The sequence below is a fragment of the Niallia sp. FSL M8-0099 genome, assembly GCF_038006945.1.
GTDB classification, from domain to species: domain Bacteria; phylum Bacillota; class Bacilli; order Bacillales; family Cytobacillaceae; genus Niallia; species Niallia circulans.
In genome coordinates this window covers 36,775-56,888 of record NZ_JBBOWF010000005.1, presented here as the reverse complement: position 1 = coordinate 56,888, position 20,114 = coordinate 36,775, and the positions used below count along the sequence as shown (strand labels likewise).

Genomic DNA, 20,114 nt, shown 5'->3' with positions numbered 1-20,114 from the left:
ATTATGGCGAATCTTTAACGGAGGGGTGAACGCATGAGCCAACACGCAAACTTATTGTTTAGCAAAATCATCGACGAAAATAACCCGCAAGCACTCGTCAAGTACGGCATTACCGAACGCGACCTGACAACGGACGGCGAGCGGGCTACCTATCGATTTATTCGCGATTATGTAGAGAAAAACGGGCAGGTTCCGTCATACGCAACTGTGACGGCGCAATGCCCAGCGTTTATTCACACGCCAATGGTCAGCGATCCGTACGAATATCTTGCGAAACAAATAAAGCAACAGTCCGCTGTAAGCCAATTCGAAGCATTCGTAAATGAAGGCGAATTACAACAGTTGTTCAACGAGTATGGCGAAAAAGATATGCAAACGTTCATCGATGTATTGCAAAAAGAACTCGAAAGTATTAAAATGAATACGAACATACGTTCCAAGATTGGGCGAACACTCGACGAAATCAAGTCGGACTTCAAGGCGGAATATCTAAAGCGCGAGGAAGGAAAATCGTCCAAGCGCTGGAACACTCCATTCGACCAACTAACGAAAGTGATTAGCGGTTGGTTCAGCGGTGATGTGTACGGAATCATGGCGGAATCAGGGCGCGGTAAAACGTACCTAATCGGCGTGATAGTCGATTCATTGCTTCGACAGGGCGCGACCGTGCTGCTAAAGGAATTCGAAGTGAAGGAATTCGTATTCTTTGCGCGATTAGTTTCGATTATCACCGCGGTAGACGAAACATTCACCGATGAGTTAGGGCGCAAAGTAGGTATTCCGAACAAGGAAATACTTAGCGGATCGCTCGAAGATATTGTGCGCGATAAATTCATCGAAGTAATTGACGCGCTCGATTCGTATTATCCCGGCAAGTTGTACTTCCAGGGCAAAAGCGATAAGTCACTAACGCGGACACTCGACGATTTGGAACGCGAATTATTGACCAGCGCAGTGGACGTGGTGATACTCGACCCATTCTATGGGCTGACTGACGTATATGGAAAAAACGCAAATAAAACGGCTGGTGGTGCGGCTGAATATGCGGCAACTCGATTCGAGCAAATTATCGGCGATAATGACGTGGTAGGGTTCTATACCGTGCAGGCGACCGTGGAGAAAAAGCAAACGGACGAGGATGGCGAAAGGGAACTGAAAATACCAACGCGTGATCAAGTAAAAACATCGAAACGCCTGCTCGATATTGCAACGAATCTAATCGGATTTGACAGCGTAGAGAAGCAGCATATAGCGATGTTAGGTATCGAAAAGGGGCGTAATGGCGGAGAGGATTTTCGCTTGGAATTGACGGCATTATTTGATTACGGAGTGCTGCGAGAGTTGCCGACCGGTGAGGAGGCGGCGAAACAGTTCGGCTTTTAGTCAAGCGACAAAATTCGCATATTACGAAATTGTGAAGAAGGAGGCGGTACCATTGGCGGAGGTATATATTCGCAATCAAGTTATCGATATAGACGTGCGCTATGAACTCGAACAGTTCGCCTGGACTCGACCGAATTGGTCCAGCGACAAGTTAATCGCAGCCAGTCCTTTTCGCTATGATCGAACGCCTAGCTTTTTCGTGCGGCTCGAACAACACGGTGACTATCCGGCGGGCACCTTCCACGACAGCGGCGCCTATGACAACGAATGGTCCAGCGGCGGCCTTGTAAAATTACTCGCATTTCTGCGCAACGAAACGGCGGAAGAAACGGAAGACTATTTATTGGCGGAATATGCTCCGTATGCAGCCGACGAAAATGCGCCGATCCGATTGCGCAAAATACACGTAAAGCCCCAGCGCACTAGGCAAGCGTTGGGTTCCGAGTTCCTGGCGCAATACACCGAGGATTTTTCGTACTTAGAGTCGCGCGGAATTGGAGCGAATTACCAATTGGAATTAGGAATAAAGTACGATGTGAAAAGTCATGCGGTCGTGATACCGTGGAGACAAGCGGACGGCCGACTTGCGAACGTAAAGTATCGCCAAACACGCGGCAAGGTGTTTTGGTATGCGAAAGGGGCGTGGCCAATCCGTGAGCTACTATTCGGAATCGACCGAGTAGGCAAGACCGCATTAATTTGCGAGGCAGAGATTGATGCGTTAAGTTGGCGCGTTGCTGGCTACGATGCGCTGGCGACTGGCGGGGCAAGCTTTAACGAGTTTAAGCGCGATTTAATTTTAACGTCGCCAATCGAAGAATTACTCATCGCAACGGATAACGATAAGGCTGGCGAAAAGTTACGAGCGGAAATAGAGCAGGCGTTGAAAGGGCGAGTGCGAATCGGACATGTGCGAGTGGACCAGCGGGCGAAAGACGCGAATGAGGCGTTGATGAAGTTCGGAGTGGCTTCGTTGAGGGATGCGGTTGCTCGGGCGGAAGGTAGTAGTTCTTTGTACGTGAATTTGAGTACGTTGCGCCTCGGGTAAGTAATGTTTAATTCGCTTACCCTTCCGTGTCGCTTGATTCGTCGTCGACCCATTCGTAAAGTTCTTCGATGGAGCAATTGAATACATCGGCAAATGGTTTCGCGGTATCGACTTTCATTACGTAGCGCAAGTTTTCGTAATCCGATATGCGGGACTTATCCATGCCGACTAGTTCGCCAAGTTGTGTTTGCGTTAGTTTCATACGCTTACGATAGTCGCCGATCAAGCACCTTCCGACCCGTTTCGTGGCGCTTCACCTCGTATTTATGTAATTGATTTAATCTTCTATAATAATTTCTACTATATCCTGTATTTTTACATTCAAAACCTTACATAGTTCATCAACTTTAGTAAGGGATATAGATTCACCGCGATTAATTTTAGCAATTGTAGTTGGATGTAAAGGTTTGTTCCTTAAATCACTTATGACTAAATTTCTATCCTTTAAGGTTTTAAATAAGGGATCATAACTAATCATCTTACACCTCCTATAATTTTTTGGACAAAAATGTTCACATATATGAACATTTATAGTATACTATAAATATAACAGATATTATTAATTATTTCTACCTACCTAGGTAATTTAAAACAAAGGAGACAAACAATATGCCACTTCGTCGACTCTTATTATCAGAAATGGAACGCGGTACATATGATATTAATTCAACCGAGTTAGCAGCAAATATTAATGTTCATCATAGTACTTTTTCGAAGTTTTTTAACTATAAAAATGATTTATCCTTCTATAATGTATTAAAATCATTTAAATTTCTGAATCCAAACAACGAGCAAAAGTTAATGATAGAAGCGATAGAAATTTTTATTGCGGAGAGACAACAACAAAACACAAGGCTTTCGCTTGAATATTTATCTATTAATGGTTTATTGGATGAGTTAGGAAAAACATTAATGACTATGGATACCTCAAATGCAACCTGTAAAGAGTGGCATCAAATGTACAGTGTAGCTCATAAATTTCAAACTCAAGAACTATCAATTAAAGATATGGAAAACAAAATAAATAATCTAAAGGCAAAATCATATGACATGGTTATTTTTAAAAAGATATTAGTAGCATACTTATACTATAAGAAAGGGTATTATAAAAGAGTTCTCGAAATGTCTGTAGAAATAACTGCAAATTTAGAAAGTAAAAAAATGAATGAATATTTAAAAGATACATTCCGATTAAGATTGAATGAGATTTTAGCTAATGTTTATCTTTTTGCTAAAGGGGAAGAGAAGAAAGCAAGGTTTTTCTTAAATTCGTTAATTCTTTCTCCATTAACTTGCGCGAGATTTAATTTTTTCGCTTATTATAATATGAGCCTTTCGTATTTCTTTGAAGATTACGAAACGGCCGTGAAATACTTAGATGAATATGTCGGTTATTTACAAGAGTACGGTCTTGAGGAGAAATTGACTTATGTTAAAGAAAACGACTATCCTTTTTTACGTACTTTTTGGGGAGTAAATACAGAAACCGAGATTAAAAATTCAGCTAAGATTGAACAAGCGCATTTTTATGCTAAGGCGGGCGAGACAGATTTGGCTTTAACGATATTAGACAGCATAGAAGATAAGTGTGATCCCTTCTTTGAGTGCTATAAAGGGTTGGCGTTAGGATCGACTGATTATTTAGTTAAGTCTATAGGTAAATTGATAAATTCAGGCAATAAACTATTCGCTAAACTTCCTTTAAGTTACCTTGATGATTCACATAAACAAATCGTTTCTCCGTTATTAAGCAGCTTGAATATTATTTAGGGAGGAAGATCGTTTGAAAAAGGTAGCAGCATTATTATTAGTATTCTCAATTATTATTGGAGTATCGTCTCCAACAGTTTTAGCAGAGGAACAACAAGAACCTTCATCGCAGGAAGAAACCGGACAGTTAGAGTCGGGAGTAATTTCTCCTATGTATATTCCTGGTGGTGGTGGAGGTATCGGAGGAGGCTGATAAACCATCCAAACAAATATCGAAGTCAATTGTCCAATTCCCCATTGGACTTTTTTTATGTTCACTTATGTGAACTATTTTCAGAAAATAAAATTAGTCACAAATTAAGGGAATTAAAGGAAATTGTTGTAATATAACGGTAAGAAGAAAATATTTAAAAAAGATTTAAAAAATCTGCGCGAATCTTTATGAGCAACCTTATTATTATATGTAAATGAGAGGAGAGTATTAAATTGGATAAAAACGAAAAATTAAATAAGTTGGTTATTTCCTATCAAGAAACACGATGTGATATTATCTTTGGCGAGATATATAGTATTGTTTCAGCAGAATGGAAAGGTCTTCGTTCGGTAGCAAGGTCGATACGATCAGACGAACACGAGGCGTTAGCAATATACGAAGATACTCTACTAAGATGTATCGAAGTGTATGACGGAAGAGGAAACTTTACGAATTTGTTAAAACGAAGTATTTGGCGAGCAAGACGCGATGTTTACTTAAAAAACGGTAATCGCTTGAAGAACGAAATACACCAACTCGAATCGGATGACGGAAAGTTATTCGAAATCAAAGACGAATCATCAAACATAGAAATTGGCGATATTAAAGAAGCCGACCAGTTGGCGCTGATCGACTCCTTGCTGAAAGACGCGGACGAATTAACTATTGGCGTAGTTAAAACGTTCTTGAAACATCCGAAACCTACACCGACGGCAATCGGTAAAAGCTTAGGACTGCATCATTCAACGGTGATACGCAAACTCGAAAAGCTGGCGAGCAAATTCGATTCTAAACAATACGGTTCACACCGCGATTATTTAGTTGCGCTTTAAATTAGTGGACTACACGGCACTTAGGCACTGTGTCGTGTGGCGTACCACGGTTTTATTATACACGAAAGTCAAAGTTTTAGTAACCATTGACTATAGTGTAATCATAACAACATTCGACAAATTCCGCAATACAGAACGGAGGTTCGCATTACCATGAAATGTAAATTTAATTCGGCATACCAGCCGTCTACTAATAAATATGCCCGATTATTCGGCGATAAAACCTATTTAGCGAAAAAATTTCAACGAATTGCACTAGATCCGGTACGTCTATACGAAGGTACCGGCGAGCACGACTATCCGGTAGTAAAGGCGGTGCGGCTTGGATGAACTTTTTCGCCCTATTATTCGCAATATACTTCATCGCAATAATAGCAACGGTATGGAAGGCGGCTGGCAGCGATGAAAACTAACGTAATCGATTTAGCGAAGTTAAAAGCGCAACGCAAACGCAAAGAAATCGAAGCACAATACGTTGCGTTTTACGGAAATGGATATTCGAAGCGAAGCGCAAAGTGAGCGCGCAATCCTATTAGGGCGACTCGGCGTCCTTAAATCGAGAAAGTGGCGGTGAAGAAATCGCAATACGCTCGATAAGGTATCGGTTATATAACCGTGAAACTCCGTCCACAAATTCCGGTCGGATGAAACGCTGTTACAACGTATATACGGACGTTAATTACGAGGGGGCGATGTACTAATGGCAGACCACCGTATAATGTTACAACGTATATACCGGCGTGAATTACGAGGGGGTCGCAACCGCTGCTGGGTTAGGTTTTGCGGGTTACAACGTATATACAGGCGTGAATTACGAGGTTTAAAATATATGCAATAAAGGATATGCAATAATGTTACAACGTATATACAGGCGTAAGATAATGGTGCGAATGTGAAGCACACATATTGGAGGAAATAAAATGACTAAAGTTACACAGATTATGCGATTTGAAATCTCTTTCGATAGAGAAATATATAACTTATTAAGTGATATTCAATATGCAACTTGGCGTATTAAAAATAAAGCAATATCTATGGCATATGATTGGCAACAATATTCGTTTAGTTTTAATGAAAGATTTGGAAGTTATCCTAAAGAGAAAGAAGTAATCGGCGTAGGGCTTAAATCAGATATTACTAAAAACGTAGTAGAATTTTCTAGAAACATAGGGTCAGCAGTTATAGATGAATCTATAAGAGAAGCACTAACTAAATTTAAAAATGATAAAAATAAAATAGTACGCGGAGAGATTTCAATACCTAATTACAAACGCGGAGGATCATTTCCAATTAGGGCGCAATCAATGAAAGAATTAACACGCATAAACACTTCGAAATACACGATAAAATTGTCGTTACTATCAAAAGAAGGAGCAAAGGAACGTAACACGACAACACAGCAACAAGTATCACTGAAAACTGGCAGAGGTGCCAACGTTATATTAGACCGTATTATCGACGGTACTTATAAAATGTGCGACAGTAATATTTCGAAAATAAAAACGAAGTATTATCTAATGCTTACGTATTCATTTGAAGCGGAATCGAAGCCAACACTTTTAAAATCGAATGTATGCGGACTTGACTTAGGAGTTATAAACGCAGCCACCATCGCATTTAATAACGATCGAGCACGATATTTTATCGGCGGTAGCGAGATACAATCGTTTAGGGCGCGAATAGAAGCGAGAAGAAACGCGCTACTACGACAAGGTAAATATTGCGGAGAAGGACGAAAAGGGCACGGCCGAGAAACGCGGCTAAAACCGATCGAAAAGTTGCAAGGAAAAGTCGCCAATTTCAAAGATACGACAAATCATCGTTACGCAAGATACATCGTCGATATGGCGGTTAAGCATAATTGCGGCGTTATCCAAATGGAGGATTTATCGGAAATAACGAAAGACGCTGAACGGTTTTTAAAATCGTGGACATATTACGATTTACAAACGAAGATAACGCAAAAAGCGAAAGCGGTCGGCATTGAAGTGCGTAAGGTTGCGCCGAGATACACTTCGCAAAGGTGTTCTTGTTGCGGATATATTGCGAAAGAGAATCGAAAGTCACAGGCGGAATTCAAATGCGTTGCTTGTGGTTATAAAACTAACGCGGATTACAATGCGGCAGTTAATATTGCGACTCCAAATATCGATAGTATTATCTCGCAAGAATTAGCGAAACAAAGCGAGGCGAAATAAGTTCGCCCGTCCGCCGGAGAAAATCGTTCCGGCGCCAGTCGGAGAGTACGAAGACAGTCGTTTAGTAAAGTTGTCGCCAAGCTGCCGCAGGATTGCCGGTTTGGTTTCGGCTGTAGAGATTCGTGCTTTGCGACGGGCGCGGGAAAGGCGGAGGCTTATCGTAAATCCCATGCGGTCGATAAGTTATCGCAATCGCTTATTACTGCGCTTTGAAAACCCGTACGCATGACTTGCGGTTGAACGCGTACCTTTAAAACGCTAGCTGACGTACCGCAATACGTTGGCAATCACCGGTCCGAGCGAAGGGTTTGGACGACCGGTTTTTACTATCGTATATGTTCCGGAGATTGGTCTAGGCAACTGTCTGCGGTGGATATATGAGGTCGACTCCGCGTCGGCTAAACCGTCAAATTACCCGCGCAATTTTCCCCGCGACCGAGAACTGCAGGGCTGATTGCGAAGGTTACTACGTAGAATTTGGCGGTTCAGCGGGCGCGGGAATAAGCCGGCGTTCGAATAACGAGGTAGGAGGCGTTAATGTGTTTAAATTTATCGACTTAATTTCAAAGGTGACTATCGTTTCAGATTCAAGCGAAATGAACAACGGTCAAAAGCATTTAGTAAAACGCGTTGCTAATCGAAAATAATAAACGCCGAAAGGCACGAAAGGGAGCGATTTAATGAGTCAATTCAAATTCGGAATGGACGCAATCGAAGAAACAAACGCAAGCGGAGGCGGTTCAACTGGCGGCGGTGAATTCGCAAAACTACCGAGCGGTACATCGCTGAAAGTAAAACTAACCGGTTTGCAAAACGTAATGCGCTACTACGGATATGGCGTATTTAAAAAAGTGAATACGTTTATTGCAAAGAATCCGTCAGACCGCAACGAAAAAGGCTTCGTCGAAGCGAATCATACGCCGTGGGACTTAGCGTCAAAGTATTACTACGATAAGGCTTACGAAATGGTTAAAGACGTAACGGACGAAGCGGAAGTAAAAGCGATCAAGGAAAGCGCGGAATACAAAGCGTTAAGCACCGAAGGATTTAAGTACAGCGGAAAGCGCCGATACGCCGTTGGCTTCATCGATTTAGAAGTCGGCAAGGAAATCGTGTTGGACTTTACGAAGAAGCAATTCGAAGAAATCATCAAGGCTGCGCTAGTGAAATTCGACGCCAAGCGCGATAAAGTTGCGTTCGAAATCGAAAAGACAGGCGCAAGGCAGGATACGAAAATCACGATTACGCCGGTGCTTGATATGGACGACGACTTGACGGACAAAGAACGCGCTAACTTCGAAAAGTTCGTCGGTAAGGAATTTAACGTTAAGTTATTCGAAGGCTTACTGTTCGAAGCGGACGAAAAGACACAAACGGAAAACTTAGTCGCAGCGGGCTTTGATATTTCGCTGATCGGCTTAACGGTTGGTGCAGGCGCGCAGGCAAGCGAAAATGAAGGCGCGGAAGATCCAACGAAAGCATTTTAAATGTATACAATAGTGGAAACTTCTAGTGGTGTTAAATTTATTATCGATTCAGAAGACTATGAAAAAGTATCTAAGCATTCATGGAAATGTGATAAAAACGGATATATTCGTAGAACGGTATGGATCGATAAGAAGGCGAAAAAGAGTACCACGTTGGCCTTGCACCGTTTTCTATTGAATGCGCCTGACGATATATGTGTAGATCATATTAATGGAGATATTTTAGATAATAGAAAAACAAACTTAAGATTGGCGACAAAGGCTCAGAATAACAGAAACGCAAAACCATCTGTATTAAATACTTCCGGATATAAGGGTGTATCCTATTGCAAAGAGTCAGGGAAATGGAAGGCTCAAGTAACCTATAAGGGAAAGCGAGTAAATCTAGGGAGGTTTAGTAGCAAAGAAGATGCAGCGAGAATGTATAACTTTTGGGCAGCTGACATATACGGTGAATTTGCGTGGCTAAATAGAATTGAAGAGGGTGAATAATATGAGCCATATCACAATAACGAAAGGACGTCACTCCGAACTTATCGCGATAACTGCTTTATTGGCAAATGGATGGGAAGTATGTGAACCGGTGGCGCCTGAACCGTTCGACATCGTAGCCCGTGCGCCTGGATCAGCGGAATGGACCACGATTCAAATTAAGAGCGCAAGAGTTCGCGACGACCGAAACGGCGAAATCGTATGTAACGCACGCAAGAACAACGGCAAGCCTTACGACGCTAACGATTGCGACATGTTCATTGCGGTGCTGAACGGCGACGTGTACCTGTTCGACAACCGCGGCATTTCGGAGTATTGGGTGGCTGCGAAAGACTTAGCGACCAAATGGACGCATTTAAAGACGGGAATCGAAAATTTAAAAATAGCGGAGGCGGCGCAGTAATGGGCGACCGACTATAAGGAGGAAGAACATGGCGAAAATTACGATGGCAGACGGAAGCGTATTCGAAGGGACAGTCGAGGAAATTGTGGCGCTACAGGCTGCGTTAGGAAACGTTCAGAAGGGGAACGAAGTGGGCGACGGTGAGTATCGCAAAGTGACCGACCGTGAGCCACACGTTGGGGATTTTGTTAAGTATAATTCGGACAACGATGATGATGATATTACCGTTGGAAAATTTTACGAAGTTGTTTCTGTGGATTATGACGGAGATCCTCGATTTATAGATGATGAAGGTTACAGAACATACGCAGCAGATTACGAAAACTGGGATTTATACGAAAAGGTAGGTGCGGAGGACGAAAGTATCGCACTTAGTGTCTGTGACTATGCGAAAATTACGGAAGATATTTACGAGTATAAAGTCGGTGATATCGTTAAAATTATTTCGAAGGAAAGTAACTTATATGATTTCCGCGTTGAATTTGTTAACGTAACAGGAAAGTCGAGATGTGACGGTCAAACATACGGATTTATCGATCGAAGTTTTGCGACGAAAGCAACCGAGGAAGAAGTAGCCGAAGCAAAGGCGAAAGCAAAAGAGGCGGAGCGTTGGGCGACAATCGGACGCAAGCCGAACGAATTTAAAGAGGGCGACATTGTCCGCGTTGTTCGAATTGAAGGCGGCGTAAGTAACGGTCATGAAGAAGGAGCTATCGGTGAAGTTATGTTCGACGCCGTACCGATAAATCTCGGCAGCGGAAATCCGCATGTTAAAGTTAACGGTCAGACTTTTGCTAACAATTGCGAACTAATCACTCCTGTAGAAAGCCGTTTTGACCGATGAATGAATCGCATCTAAATCCGCCTGAACCACACATCGCAGGAAAATGTGCATGTTGCCACGGCGACCTATACGCAAGTATCGAATACGTAAAATGCGTTAACACGGGGCGGTACTATTGCGACGACAATTGCTACGTTGAGCAGCAACGCGGCGAAGGCGAATTAACAACGGAGGTGATTGGCGATTGAGATTACGGCTAAACGTGGCGCAACCTAGCGAAGTTGAAGCGCAGCAAGCGAACGAAAGAATACAAGCGGCGGCACAGCGAAAGAAAGCCGCGACGGAGACAGCAGCAGAAGCGTTCGAGCGAATTGGGGCTGGCAACCTATCGCCAAAAGAACGCATATACTTCGAAGCTGCTAAACGAAACTACTTTTCCGAATCGGGTACGATAGGCAGGTTATCAGACGGAAAATGGACGAAAAAAGAAATACTCGAAATGGGCAAACGAGCACATGCGGTTGAAGCGGAGTCGTTACGGCAAAAACGGCTTCGCGACACTGTTGCAACTAAGCCGGACAATTACTTCGTTATTACAAATGACGATGACTTGCCGGCAATGTTGGCTCGATTACACGCCGAAGTAGAAGCGCAGAAGAATGACGTGTGGTTCCGCAAAGCATTCGACTTATTCAATAATACGCATATTCGCAAACGACTAATACAAGAAGGCATTGAGATTCCGTTAGTTCAATCATTTACCGAATGGGATACGGAAACAAGCGGCACGGATACGAGAATCGACCTATCCGGCGGTTACTCGTTTTGGTTGCCGAAATTAAACGAAGGTTATTACGTTGCATACGGACATTTAACAGACGACGCACAATGTACGCGATCAAAAGCGCTCGAAATTATCCGAGTGTTTATCGAAGACGCAAAGCATATCAAAGCATTTCATAATACGCCGTTTGACTACGCAATGTTTCTGAACGACGGGTTAGCTCCTAAAGGATTTCGATATGACTCGATGGACGCAGCGCAATTAATGAATGAGCACGAAGAATCTTTCGGTTTGAAGCCGTTAGTGACGAAGTACAAAAAATTCATCGGCGCGGAACACCTCGACGATTATACATTCGAAGATTTATTCGGCAATGGATCGCCGATGGTTTATCCGCCATTAGTAGTCGGCATATATGCGATCAAGGACGTTGAGAAAGGTTGGCTTTATACGAAATGGCAAATCGATATGATGCTAAAAACCGACGATTTGTATTATCCGTACTTTGAAATTCGCCAGTATCTATACGAAATAAATACGACAATCGAACGTACAGGATTCGTTATTGATACGCAAGAACTAAACGAATTAGAGCGCGAATATGAACCGTTGCTTGAACAAGCGATTAACGATATTTATTCCGCATACAACATCGACGACAAGTTCCTATACGAAATGTCAATGCATTTAAAAGGCGACAAGATTCGCGAATGGATTTCCAGCCGTGAGCGACAAATCGCCAAGCAAAACGACATGCTAGCGCGTTGTGAAGCCGAGTTGAAAACGGCAAACCCAACGACTAAGAAATATGCGCAATTAAAAGAACGTATCGCGAAGTATAAATCGCAACCATTACCGGCAGCAATACCGCAAAATGCGCCGGATTATATTACCGAGTTCAATCTCGATTCCGATGCGCACTTACAATACCTAATATACGACGTGTTGAAAATCGAGGACAAAACGAAGCTATTCGATAAGAAGAGAGAGCGTTTAACGAATAAAGATGTTCTCGCAATGTACTTCCGCGAGGAACCTTCGCTTAAACCGTTAGCAACATACTCGGAGTTATCGACGCTATTAGGAACATTTATTAAGCGAATTCCGCACGTTCTTGATGTTGACGGAAGATTGCATACGCAACTACAGACCGTTTCAACCGGACGTTATAGTTCGAGAGGATACAAAGGAAAATCAAACGAAATATTCGCACGAGTAATCACCGACGAAAATTATCTCGATCAAATGCGTTTGCTAGTTGACGCAGAAAAGAAAACGGAAAAAGGGCGTAATATTCAAAACATCCCGTCGCGAACAGAACGAGGTCAGCGCGTTCGGATGGCGTTTAAGCCGCCGGAGAATCACACGTTTATCGGTTCCGATTTATCATCGATTGAGCCGAGAATACAAGCGCATAGAATGGCGACCGAGTTTGGCGATGAAATATTCGCAGAAATGTATCGCAAAGGATTAGATCCTTACGTTGAATTTGCCGCAATATTATTCGAGGTTCCGCAAGAAGTATGTACCGAAAAGTATTATAAATCGGTGAAAGGGACAGCGAACGAAGTTCCAGCGTACAGAAAAGCGATGAAGCAAATGTTTCTTGCGATTGGTTACGGGCAAGCGTTCGATATGTTCTATAAGGGCGTTATACCTTTCGGAATTAGCGAAGAGCAAGCACACGTCGCGTACAACAAATTCGACGAGATATTGCCAGGATATAAAGGAATGGTCGAAGCAACGTTCGCACATTTACGCAAACACGGTTGGACGGCAACGATATTCAAACAAAAACGCCGATTCCCTGGTTACATCGAAAAATATAATCGGTTGTGCCAATTAATGCGTAAATGCGGTATTAACGGAAAAAATGACCCTCAACTCGCAAAGAAAACGAATAAATTACCATGGTCAGATCGATCGGAATTTTGGCAATTAATGAGTTTCACTGGCGGTTGTGAGCGTGCAGCGTTTAACCATACGATTCAAGGATCAGGCGCCAACATATTGCAACTTTGCATGATTCGCGTTTATTACCAATGCGTGCTAGGTCGCGGATGGGAATTTTCGCTAACACTGCACGATGAACTTAAAGCGGCGATACCAAACGGACAATTAACGCCGGATGCGCCGAAGCTATTCGATGATATTATGACGAATACATTCCACTTAGTATTGCCGTTGGATTGCGATACGGTAATCGAAACGGAATGGATGGCAGAATACTCACAGAACGAATGGGATTTCGAAAAATGTAAACCGAAGGAGGAATCGGAATGAGTGAAAAATTAGCGAAAATAGAGTCGTACATTAATAAGGAGTTAGATGTATTAGCGGAAGAAATTGACGAGATTAACGAACGACATGCGAAAGGTTTCGATCCGATGGATTGGTCCGGGGGTAACTTCGATGATGCATATTCGATGGGAGAAGACGAAGGTTACCTTCGAGGATCATATCGTGTGTTGACGGTAATTAAACGAATGCTAGCGGAGGCGAACGCATGAAAGTAATCGGATTTATGACCGTCATGCTTATCGTATATTTTATCGTGCCGATGGGCTTTCCGTACGAGCCGACGATCGTGCAATCGGCAGTCATTACGTTGCTGCTTTTCGTAGCGCGGTTCGTGCTGACGGAAGGCATTACAGTGAAAGCGGAAGAACAGCCGTTTCATACATGGCGAATAGTAGAAGACGAAGGGGAGGACGAATAGATGAAATTAAAAGTTGATTTCGAAACATTAAGCGATCTTGTTAGAGACGGATATGATTTCGAATTAAGCGGAGAAGATTACAAACACGTTAAGGAATTGCCAGAGGATATGGACGATAACGGAAGATACGTTTCTCACATTTACCAGCGAGAATCTGACGGCAAGTATTTCCGAATTGATTTATTTTGGGTTCGATATGGTTACGAAGATTATTCATTCGAAAAGGATTACAACGACGGCGAGCTTACCGAAGTAGAAAAACGCGAAGTCACAGTTACGAAGTGGGTGGTCGTTTGACAGTTAACATCGAAGTAATCGCGAAAGAATTCACGAATCAACTCGACCGATGGTATTCCTTACCGGAGCAATATGATAACGAACTGGACACGATGATCCATCGCTGGTATTCGAATCCACCGACTGTTTGGCCTAAGCGTCCCTACTTTTCGCCGAGTAGTTCGAAAGCCTGCCCGCGCGAACTGTACATGAAAGCGAAACGGGCGAAAAAGGACGCTTTCCCTAAACCGCCGTATCAGGGACGCTGGCAAGAAATCGGAACGGCAATCGGCGACATCATTCAGCGCACGGTACTCGCAATGGAACGTAACTTGCCCGACTGTCCTTTCCGATTCGAACGCAATGCCGACGGCACGCCAGTATTCGAAGACTTTGCGAAAAAGAACCACGAAATCACACACAACGGCCAGCGCTTTTATTTATACGGCACGTGTGACGGCATAATGCAATACGTTAACGCTGACGGCGAGATAATCCGCGTAGGACTCGAAATCAAATCGAAGCAAACAACGCCGAGCAAAACGTCGCTATATTCGATGAAAGAAGCGGAAGAAGGACACCGAAAGCAATGCGTTGCTTACTCGCTAATGTATGACGTCGATTACTACATTATCCTATACGTTAACGCAGCGAAGAAAAACTGGGTGATTAGCGACGAAGAATACGAAGCGACGCCGGACATTCGTGCGTTTGGATTCGAAATTACTGACGCAGAAAGAACGGAGCTGCTCGACAACTTTGCGGAAATAACAGCGGCAATTAATAACGATACGCCGCCGCCGTTGGATTTATCGCGCTGGACATTCAATAATTTCAAGACGGCGTGTGCTTTATCGCTTACGAACGAAGAAGTTGCGCAAGTAAAAACGCAAGTGCGAAACGTGATGCGATCGGGACTTCCGCAATTTAAGAAAGAAGGATACTACGACGCTTACGAATTTATAAAAGAAACGCGAGTGAAAGGGGAGGCGGTTTGATGACGTTCAAAGGAGAGATAAAGTATTTTGCACACATTTCACAAGAGGGAGCAGAAAGTTTTTACAAAGCAATGCAAGAGATTATACCTAGGGTAGGCAATCACTATGCTGAAATACAATACTCAACAACTATGCAACCGAATGGAATAGCTTTATTTTCCGCAATTGTTATCGGTAGAGAGCGAGAAGGTGAGTGATTTGCGTGTATTATCGTTCGACACATCGATGTCATCGCCCGGAGTCGCCTTACTCGAAGTAAAAAACGGCAAAGCGAAAGTCCTAGCGGTCAGCCACGTTAAAACAACGTCGAGCCAGCCGCACGGCCTTCGCGCTGAAATAGTCGAGGCGTGGGCGGTCAGCTTCATTCATAAGCATGGCGCTAAATTCGACGTAATCGTCAGAGAAGATTTTGTAGGCCGAACGAGCAAGCAGGCGCATCCTGTTTACTCCGCATGGGGAGCGATCGACCAAGCGCTGAACAAATTCGGATTAAACTTTACAACGCCAGCCATTTCGCAGTCAGCCGTTAAGAAAGCGGTAGTCGGCGTCGGCAAGGCGGAGAAAGACGAAGTAGCTGCTGCGGTGCGAGAATGGACCGGTTACGCTGGCGAATTTGCTTGCGACGATGAAAGCGATGCTGTTGCGATTGGATTGGCGTATTTGATAAATGCGAAAATAATAACGAAGGAGTGAGCGGAATGGGCTATTATACACGATTCGAATTAGAAACAGACGTTCCGGAAGTAATGGAAGAATTACTCAAAAAGGAAATTAACTCGTATAGTGAAACGTTTGATTGTCTTTTCGACGCGGATGGAAACTCTTGGGATGGCTATAAGTGGTACGATCATGAAACGGATATGAAAGAAGTTTCGAAGGAATTTCCGGGAGTATTGTTCACGCTGAGAGGTGAAGGCGAAGAGTCCGGCGATTTATGGGTTAAATATTTCAAGGACGGAAAAATGCAGAGTTGTCCAGCTAAGATAGTATTCGATAGTTACGACGAAAGTAAATTGCGATAGGAGTGATTCGTATGTTCCTGTGGGAAAATATTTTGTCGGTGGTTATATACATGGCGGCAATTTTCACCGCGTTCTATCTCGGTAAATATGTTGCGAAAAAGGAAATCGAGGAGAAAGGCGAATGAACCTAAACAAACAGTTACTCGAAGCTAACCTACGCGAACTAGCAGACATAAACTACCGCATTAAACGCGTCGACGAAAAAAGGGCGGACTTAATCGCTCGCCGAGCCACCGTCGAAAGGGCAATCGCAGAATTGAGGCAGTCGCAATGAAAATATACTACTATTCTATCGCCGGCAACATTCGTCGGTTTCTCGCAAACTGCCAACTTGACGCGGAACTACTCACCGCAAGCACTATCGCAGCCGAGCCGTTCGTCCTCGTTACGAATACGCTCGGATTCGGCGAAGTGCCTGCGCCAGTATCCGCCTTCCTACGCAATAACCACCGCCATTTAATTGCGGTTGCGAGCAGCGGAAATCGTAACTGGGGCGCCAACTTTGCGAGGGCATCCGATTTAATCAGCGAACAATATAACGTGCCAATCATACTTAAATTCGAATTGTCGGGCACGGAAGAGGATACGAAATATTTTACGGAAAGGGTGCGATGTATTGACGAGACATATCGAGTTAAATAACGAAATAACACAACGCAAGGAAAACGGATTTTACCGGCTGGAAAAGGATCGCGAGGCAGTGGCGGAATTCATGCGCGAAGTAGAAGAACGCACGGTGAAGTTTGCGGACCCAATCGCTCGATTACGATATTTAGTAGATAACGATTTTTACTACGATGTATTTGCGCAATATGAAGACCTCGTGTTATTGGAAGCGCAAGCCTTAGCGGATAGGTATAACTTTGAATTCAAATCGTATATGGCAGCGTCGAAGTTTTATAAAGACTACGCGCTTAAAACGAACGATAAGACGCAGTACTTAGAAAATTACGCAGAACATGTCGTTATTGTTGCGTTGTATTTGGCGCAAGGTGATTACGGAATCGCAATCGACCTTATTACCGCAATGATGGAACAACGATACCAGCCGGCAACGCCAACGTTCTTAAACGCAGGGCGCAGTCGACGAGGCGAAATGGTTTCGTGCTTCCTGCTCGAAATGGACGATTCGCTTAATTCGATATTCCATAATATTAATACCGCTGGCCAGCTTTCGAAAATAGGTGGAGGCGTGGCGCTTAACCTATCGAAATTACGCGCACGTAACGAACAGATAAAAGGCATCGATAATGCTGCGTCGGGCGTAGTGCCGGTCATGAAACTGCTCGAAGATACGTTTTCCTATGCGAATCAATTAGGGCAGCGAAAAGGGGCAGGCGCAGTTTACCTTAACGTTTTCCATTGGGACGTTAGCGAATTCCTCGATACGAAGAAAATTAACGCCGATGAAAAGTCGCGCATTCAAACGTTATCGATCGGGTTAATTGTCGAGCATAAATTATTCGAATTAGCACGCGCCGACAAAGACTTATACGTATTCGCTCCATACAGCGTGTATAAAGAATACGGCGTACACATGGACGATATGCGAATGGACGATATGTACGAAGAGTTAGTCGCCAATCCGAACGTAAAGAAACGCGTATTAATGACTGCGCGCGAACTACTCGTCAAGATTGCGCAAATACAACTCGAATCGGGCTATCCGTATTTTATGAATAAATCGAATGCGAACGAAGCGCATGCGTTGAAAGACATCGGTCAGATTAAAATGAGTAACCTTTGCACCGAAATATACCAGCTACAGGAAACGTCGGAAATAAACGATTATGGCGTCGATGACGTTATTCGTCGCGATATCAACTGCAATCTCGGCTCGCTGAATATTCCAAACGTAATGAAGCCCGGCAACACTTTCCGCGATTCCGTTCACGTAGGCATCGAAGCGCTGACGACCGTTTCGGACATTTCGCGAGTACAGAACGCGCCGTCGGTCAAAAAGGCGAACGAAGAATTGCACGCGGTTGGTCTTGGCGCAATGAACCTGCACGGCTACCTTGCGAAAAATAAAATCGCTTACGAGTCCGCCGAAGCACGCGACTTTGTACGAACGTTCTTCATGATGATGAATTACTACTCGCTGGAAAAATCGATGTTGATTGCGAAAGAGCGAGGCGAAACGTTCAAAGACTTCGTTAAGTCGGAATATGCGAAAGGGACTTACTTCGAAAAATATACGCACAATGACTACGCGCCGAAAACGGAAAAAGCGCAAGCATTATTCGAGGGTATCTACGTGCCAACACGCGAAGATTGGGCGCAATTAGCAACGCAAGTAAAAGAACATGGCTTATATAACGCATATAGACTCGCGATCGCACCGACACAATCAATCGGATACATTCAAAACGCCACGGCTTCGATTGCGCCTATCGTTAATCAAATTGAGTCTCGCACATACGCAAATAGCACAACGTATTATCCAATGCCGTTTATGGACGAATCGAATATGTGGTTTTATAAATCGGCGTTCGACATGAATCAATTCCGCGTGATGGACTTATTCGCAGCAGCGCAGGAGCATATCGACCAAGGCATTTCGACGATTCTATTCGTTAATGCGGATGCGTCGACGAAAGATATTGCACGCTATTACATTTACGCCGACAAAATCGGTTTGAAAGGTCTTTACTACACGCGAACGAGAAACCTTGCGATTGAGGATTGCACGTCATGCGCGGTTTAAACGAAAAGGAGGGAACGGATTGACTAAATTAGCGGTGAATTGGAATTTACACGAAGACGACTATACACAAATGTTTTATACGCAGAACACACGCCAGTTTTGGCTGCCGGAAGAAATCAGCATTAGCGCCGACAAGAATACGTGGGCGGAATTAACGCCTGCGGAAAAAGAAACGTATAAAAAGGTGCTCGGCGGGCTAACGTTGCTCGACACGGAACAAGGCGGCGAAGGCATGCCGTTAATCGCAATGCACGTCGAAGGGTTACAGCGCAAAGGAGTATTAGCGTTCATGGGCGCAATGGAGCAAATACATGCGAAGTCCTACTCGACGATATTCACAACGCTTGCAACCGACGCAGAAATCGACGAGGTGTTCGAATGGGTGCATAATCATCCGCAATTACAACGCAAAGGAAAGATCGTCAGCGATTACTACATGCGCCTGTTTCAGCCATCGGTCAGTAAGTCCGATTTATATATGGCGATGGTCGCTTCCGTTTATCTCGAATCGTTCCTGTTTTATTCCGGGTTCTTCTATCCGTTGTATCTTGCCGGTCAAGGAAAGCTAACGGCGTCGGGCGAAATCATCAACTTAATAATTCGCGATGAATCGATTCACGGCGTATATGTCGGCTTGCTTGCGCAGGAATTATTCGCACAGTTACAGCCGGACGTACAAGACGCAGTGGAACAAGAACGCGCCGAATTGCTAACGAAATTATACAACAACGAATTGGAATATACGCATGACCTTTACGCAGACATCGGTTTAGTCGACGAAGTGAACCGATTCATTCGATACAACGCAAATAAAGCGTGCATGTGTCTCGGAGTTGCGCCGGCGTTTGAGAGCGAGCCAATCAATCCGATAGTGGAAAACGGCTTGAAAACCGACACGAAGAATCACGATTTCTTTAGCGTAAAAGGAAACGGCTATGTCAAAGCGACAAAGGTCGAGCATTTATCGGATGACGATTTCGATTTTGCTGACGCATAGATGTGCGAAGGAACGCCGTA

The 20,114-nt window shown here is 43.8% G+C and carries 23 protein-coding genes; 21 read left to right on the top strand and 2 right to left on the bottom strand.

Going from position 1 to position 20,114, the window contains the following annotated elements:
- Positions 1–33: 33 nt before the first annotated feature.
- Positions 34–1,383 carry a DNA helicase gene (locus tag NSQ92_RS26175; RefSeq protein ID WP_341153387.1) on the top strand — a complete coding sequence of 450 codons (1,350 nt, stop codon included), beginning with the start codon at positions 34–36 and terminating at the stop codon, positions 1,381–1,383.
- A 52-nt stretch (positions 1,384–1,435) separates the two neighbouring features.
- On the top strand, positions 1,436–2,431 hold the full coding sequence (locus NSQ92_RS26170; protein WP_341153386.1) for a toprim domain-containing protein: 996 nt from the start codon (positions 1,436–1,438) through the stop codon (positions 2,429–2,431).
- Between the two features lie 16 nt (positions 2,432–2,447).
- Here the strand turns inward: NSQ92_RS26170 and NSQ92_RS26165 are convergent, their stop codons facing one another.
- Entirely contained in the window at positions 2,448–2,657 is a 210-nt protein-coding gene (locus NSQ92_RS26165) for a helix-turn-helix domain-containing protein (protein ID WP_341153385.1), read from the bottom strand.
- Positions 2,658–2,708: 51 nt separating this feature from the next.
- Positions 2,709–2,909, bottom strand: a complete 201-nt coding sequence (locus NSQ92_RS26160; RefSeq protein ID WP_095323204.1) for a helix-turn-helix domain-containing protein — start codon at positions 2,907–2,909, stop codon at positions 2,709–2,711.
- Positions 2,910–3,040: 131 nt separating this feature from the next.
- On the opposite strand from NSQ92_RS26160, the gene NSQ92_RS26155 reads away from it, so the two are divergent.
- The 19 genes from NSQ92_RS26155 (at position 3,041) to nrdF (ending at position 20,094) form a co-directional block, all read left to right on the top strand.
- On the top strand, positions 3,041–4,201 hold the full coding sequence (locus tag NSQ92_RS26155; protein ID WP_341153384.1) for an AimR family lysis-lysogeny pheromone receptor: 1,161 nt from the start codon (positions 3,041–3,043) through the stop codon (positions 4,199–4,201).
- Between the two features lie 13 nt (positions 4,202–4,214).
- Positions 4,215–4,394, top strand: coding sequence for a hypothetical protein (locus NSQ92_RS26150; protein ID WP_341153383.1), 180 nt, complete (start codon positions 4,215–4,217; stop codon positions 4,392–4,394).
- Between the two features lie 233 nt (positions 4,395–4,627).
- Entirely contained in the window at positions 4,628–5,227 is a 600-nt protein-coding gene (locus NSQ92_RS26145; RefSeq protein ID WP_341153382.1) for a hypothetical protein, read from the top strand.
- A 920-nt stretch (positions 5,228–6,147) separates the two neighbouring features.
- Positions 6,148–7,425: a transposase gene (locus tag NSQ92_RS26140; protein WP_341153381.1), complete on the top strand. Its 1,278-nt coding sequence runs from the start codon at positions 6,148–6,150 to the stop codon at positions 7,423–7,425.
- Positions 7,426–8,105: 680 nt separating this feature from the next.
- Positions 8,106–8,912, top strand: coding sequence for a hypothetical protein (locus tag NSQ92_RS26135; protein WP_341153380.1), 807 nt, complete (start codon positions 8,106–8,108; stop codon positions 8,910–8,912).
- On the top strand, positions 8,913–9,404 hold the full coding sequence (locus NSQ92_RS26130; RefSeq protein WP_341153379.1) for an HNH endonuclease: 492 nt from the start codon (positions 8,913–8,915) through the stop codon (positions 9,402–9,404).
- Position 9,405: 1 nt separating this feature from the next.
- On the top strand, positions 9,406–9,807 hold the full coding sequence (locus NSQ92_RS26125) for a group I intron-associated PD-(D/E)XK endonuclease (protein ID WP_341153378.1): 402 nt from the start codon (positions 9,406–9,408) through the stop codon (positions 9,805–9,807).
- Positions 9,808–10,060: 253 nt separating this feature from the next.
- Complete coding sequence (locus tag NSQ92_RS26120; RefSeq protein ID WP_341153377.1) at positions 10,061–10,651, top strand: hypothetical protein; 591 nt, start codon at positions 10,061–10,063, stop codon at positions 10,649–10,651.
- Between the two features lie 184 nt (positions 10,652–10,835).
- The gene (locus tag NSQ92_RS26115; protein WP_341153376.1) at positions 10,836–13,658 is read left to right on the top strand and encodes a DNA polymerase; all 2,823 of its coding nucleotides are present in this window, start codon (positions 10,836–10,838) and stop codon (positions 13,656–13,658) included.
- The gene (locus NSQ92_RS26110) at positions 13,655–13,885 is read left to right on the top strand and encodes a hypothetical protein (protein ID WP_172864887.1); all 231 of its coding nucleotides are present in this window, start codon (positions 13,655–13,657) and stop codon (positions 13,883–13,885) included. Before NSQ92_RS26115 ends, NSQ92_RS26110 begins: the two co-directional genes overlap by 4 nt.
- On the top strand, positions 13,882–14,094 hold the full coding sequence (locus NSQ92_RS26105; RefSeq protein WP_341153375.1) for a hypothetical protein: 213 nt from the start codon (positions 13,882–13,884) through the stop codon (positions 14,092–14,094). The genes NSQ92_RS26110 and NSQ92_RS26105 overlap by 4 nt, the downstream gene beginning before the upstream one ends.
- Positions 14,095–14,391 carry a hypothetical protein gene (locus NSQ92_RS26100; protein ID WP_341153374.1) on the top strand — a complete coding sequence of 99 codons (297 nt, stop codon included), beginning with the start codon at positions 14,095–14,097 and terminating at the stop codon, positions 14,389–14,391.
- Positions 14,388–15,368 carry a hypothetical protein gene (locus NSQ92_RS26095; protein ID WP_341153373.1) on the top strand — a complete coding sequence of 327 codons (981 nt, stop codon included), beginning with the start codon at positions 14,388–14,390 and terminating at the stop codon, positions 15,366–15,368. Before NSQ92_RS26100 ends, NSQ92_RS26095 begins: the two co-directional genes overlap by 4 nt.
- On the top strand, positions 15,368–15,565 hold the full coding sequence (locus NSQ92_RS26090; protein WP_341153372.1) for a hypothetical protein: 198 nt from the start codon (positions 15,368–15,370) through the stop codon (positions 15,563–15,565). Before NSQ92_RS26095 ends, NSQ92_RS26090 begins: the two co-directional genes overlap by 1 nt.
- Positions 15,558–16,061, top strand: coding sequence for a crossover junction endodeoxyribonuclease RuvC (locus tag NSQ92_RS26085; protein ID WP_341153371.1), 504 nt, complete (start codon positions 15,558–15,560; stop codon positions 16,059–16,061). The genes NSQ92_RS26090 and NSQ92_RS26085 overlap by 8 nt, the downstream gene beginning before the upstream one ends.
- Positions 16,062–16,066: 5 nt before the next feature.
- On the top strand, positions 16,067–16,390 hold the full coding sequence (locus tag NSQ92_RS26080; RefSeq protein WP_061801054.1) for a hypothetical protein: 324 nt from the start codon (positions 16,067–16,069) through the stop codon (positions 16,388–16,390).
- 270 nt (positions 16,391–16,660) lie between these two features.
- Positions 16,661–17,032: a class Ib ribonucleoside-diphosphate reductase assembly flavoprotein NrdI gene (nrdI, locus tag NSQ92_RS26075; protein ID WP_061801053.1), complete on the top strand. Its 372-nt coding sequence runs from the start codon at positions 16,661–16,663 to the stop codon at positions 17,030–17,032.
- A complete protein-coding gene (nrdE, locus tag NSQ92_RS26070) occupies positions 17,007–19,097 on the top strand; it encodes a class 1b ribonucleoside-diphosphate reductase subunit alpha (protein ID WP_341153370.1) in 2,091 nt (696 codons plus the stop codon). The genes nrdI and nrdE overlap by 26 nt, the downstream gene beginning before the upstream one ends.
- A 19-nt stretch (positions 19,098–19,116) precedes the next feature.
- Positions 19,117–20,094, top strand: a complete 978-nt coding sequence (nrdF, locus tag NSQ92_RS26065; protein ID WP_341153369.1) for a class 1b ribonucleoside-diphosphate reductase subunit beta — start codon at positions 19,117–19,119, stop codon at positions 20,092–20,094.
- The last annotated feature ends 20 nt before the right edge of the window (positions 20,095–20,114 follow it).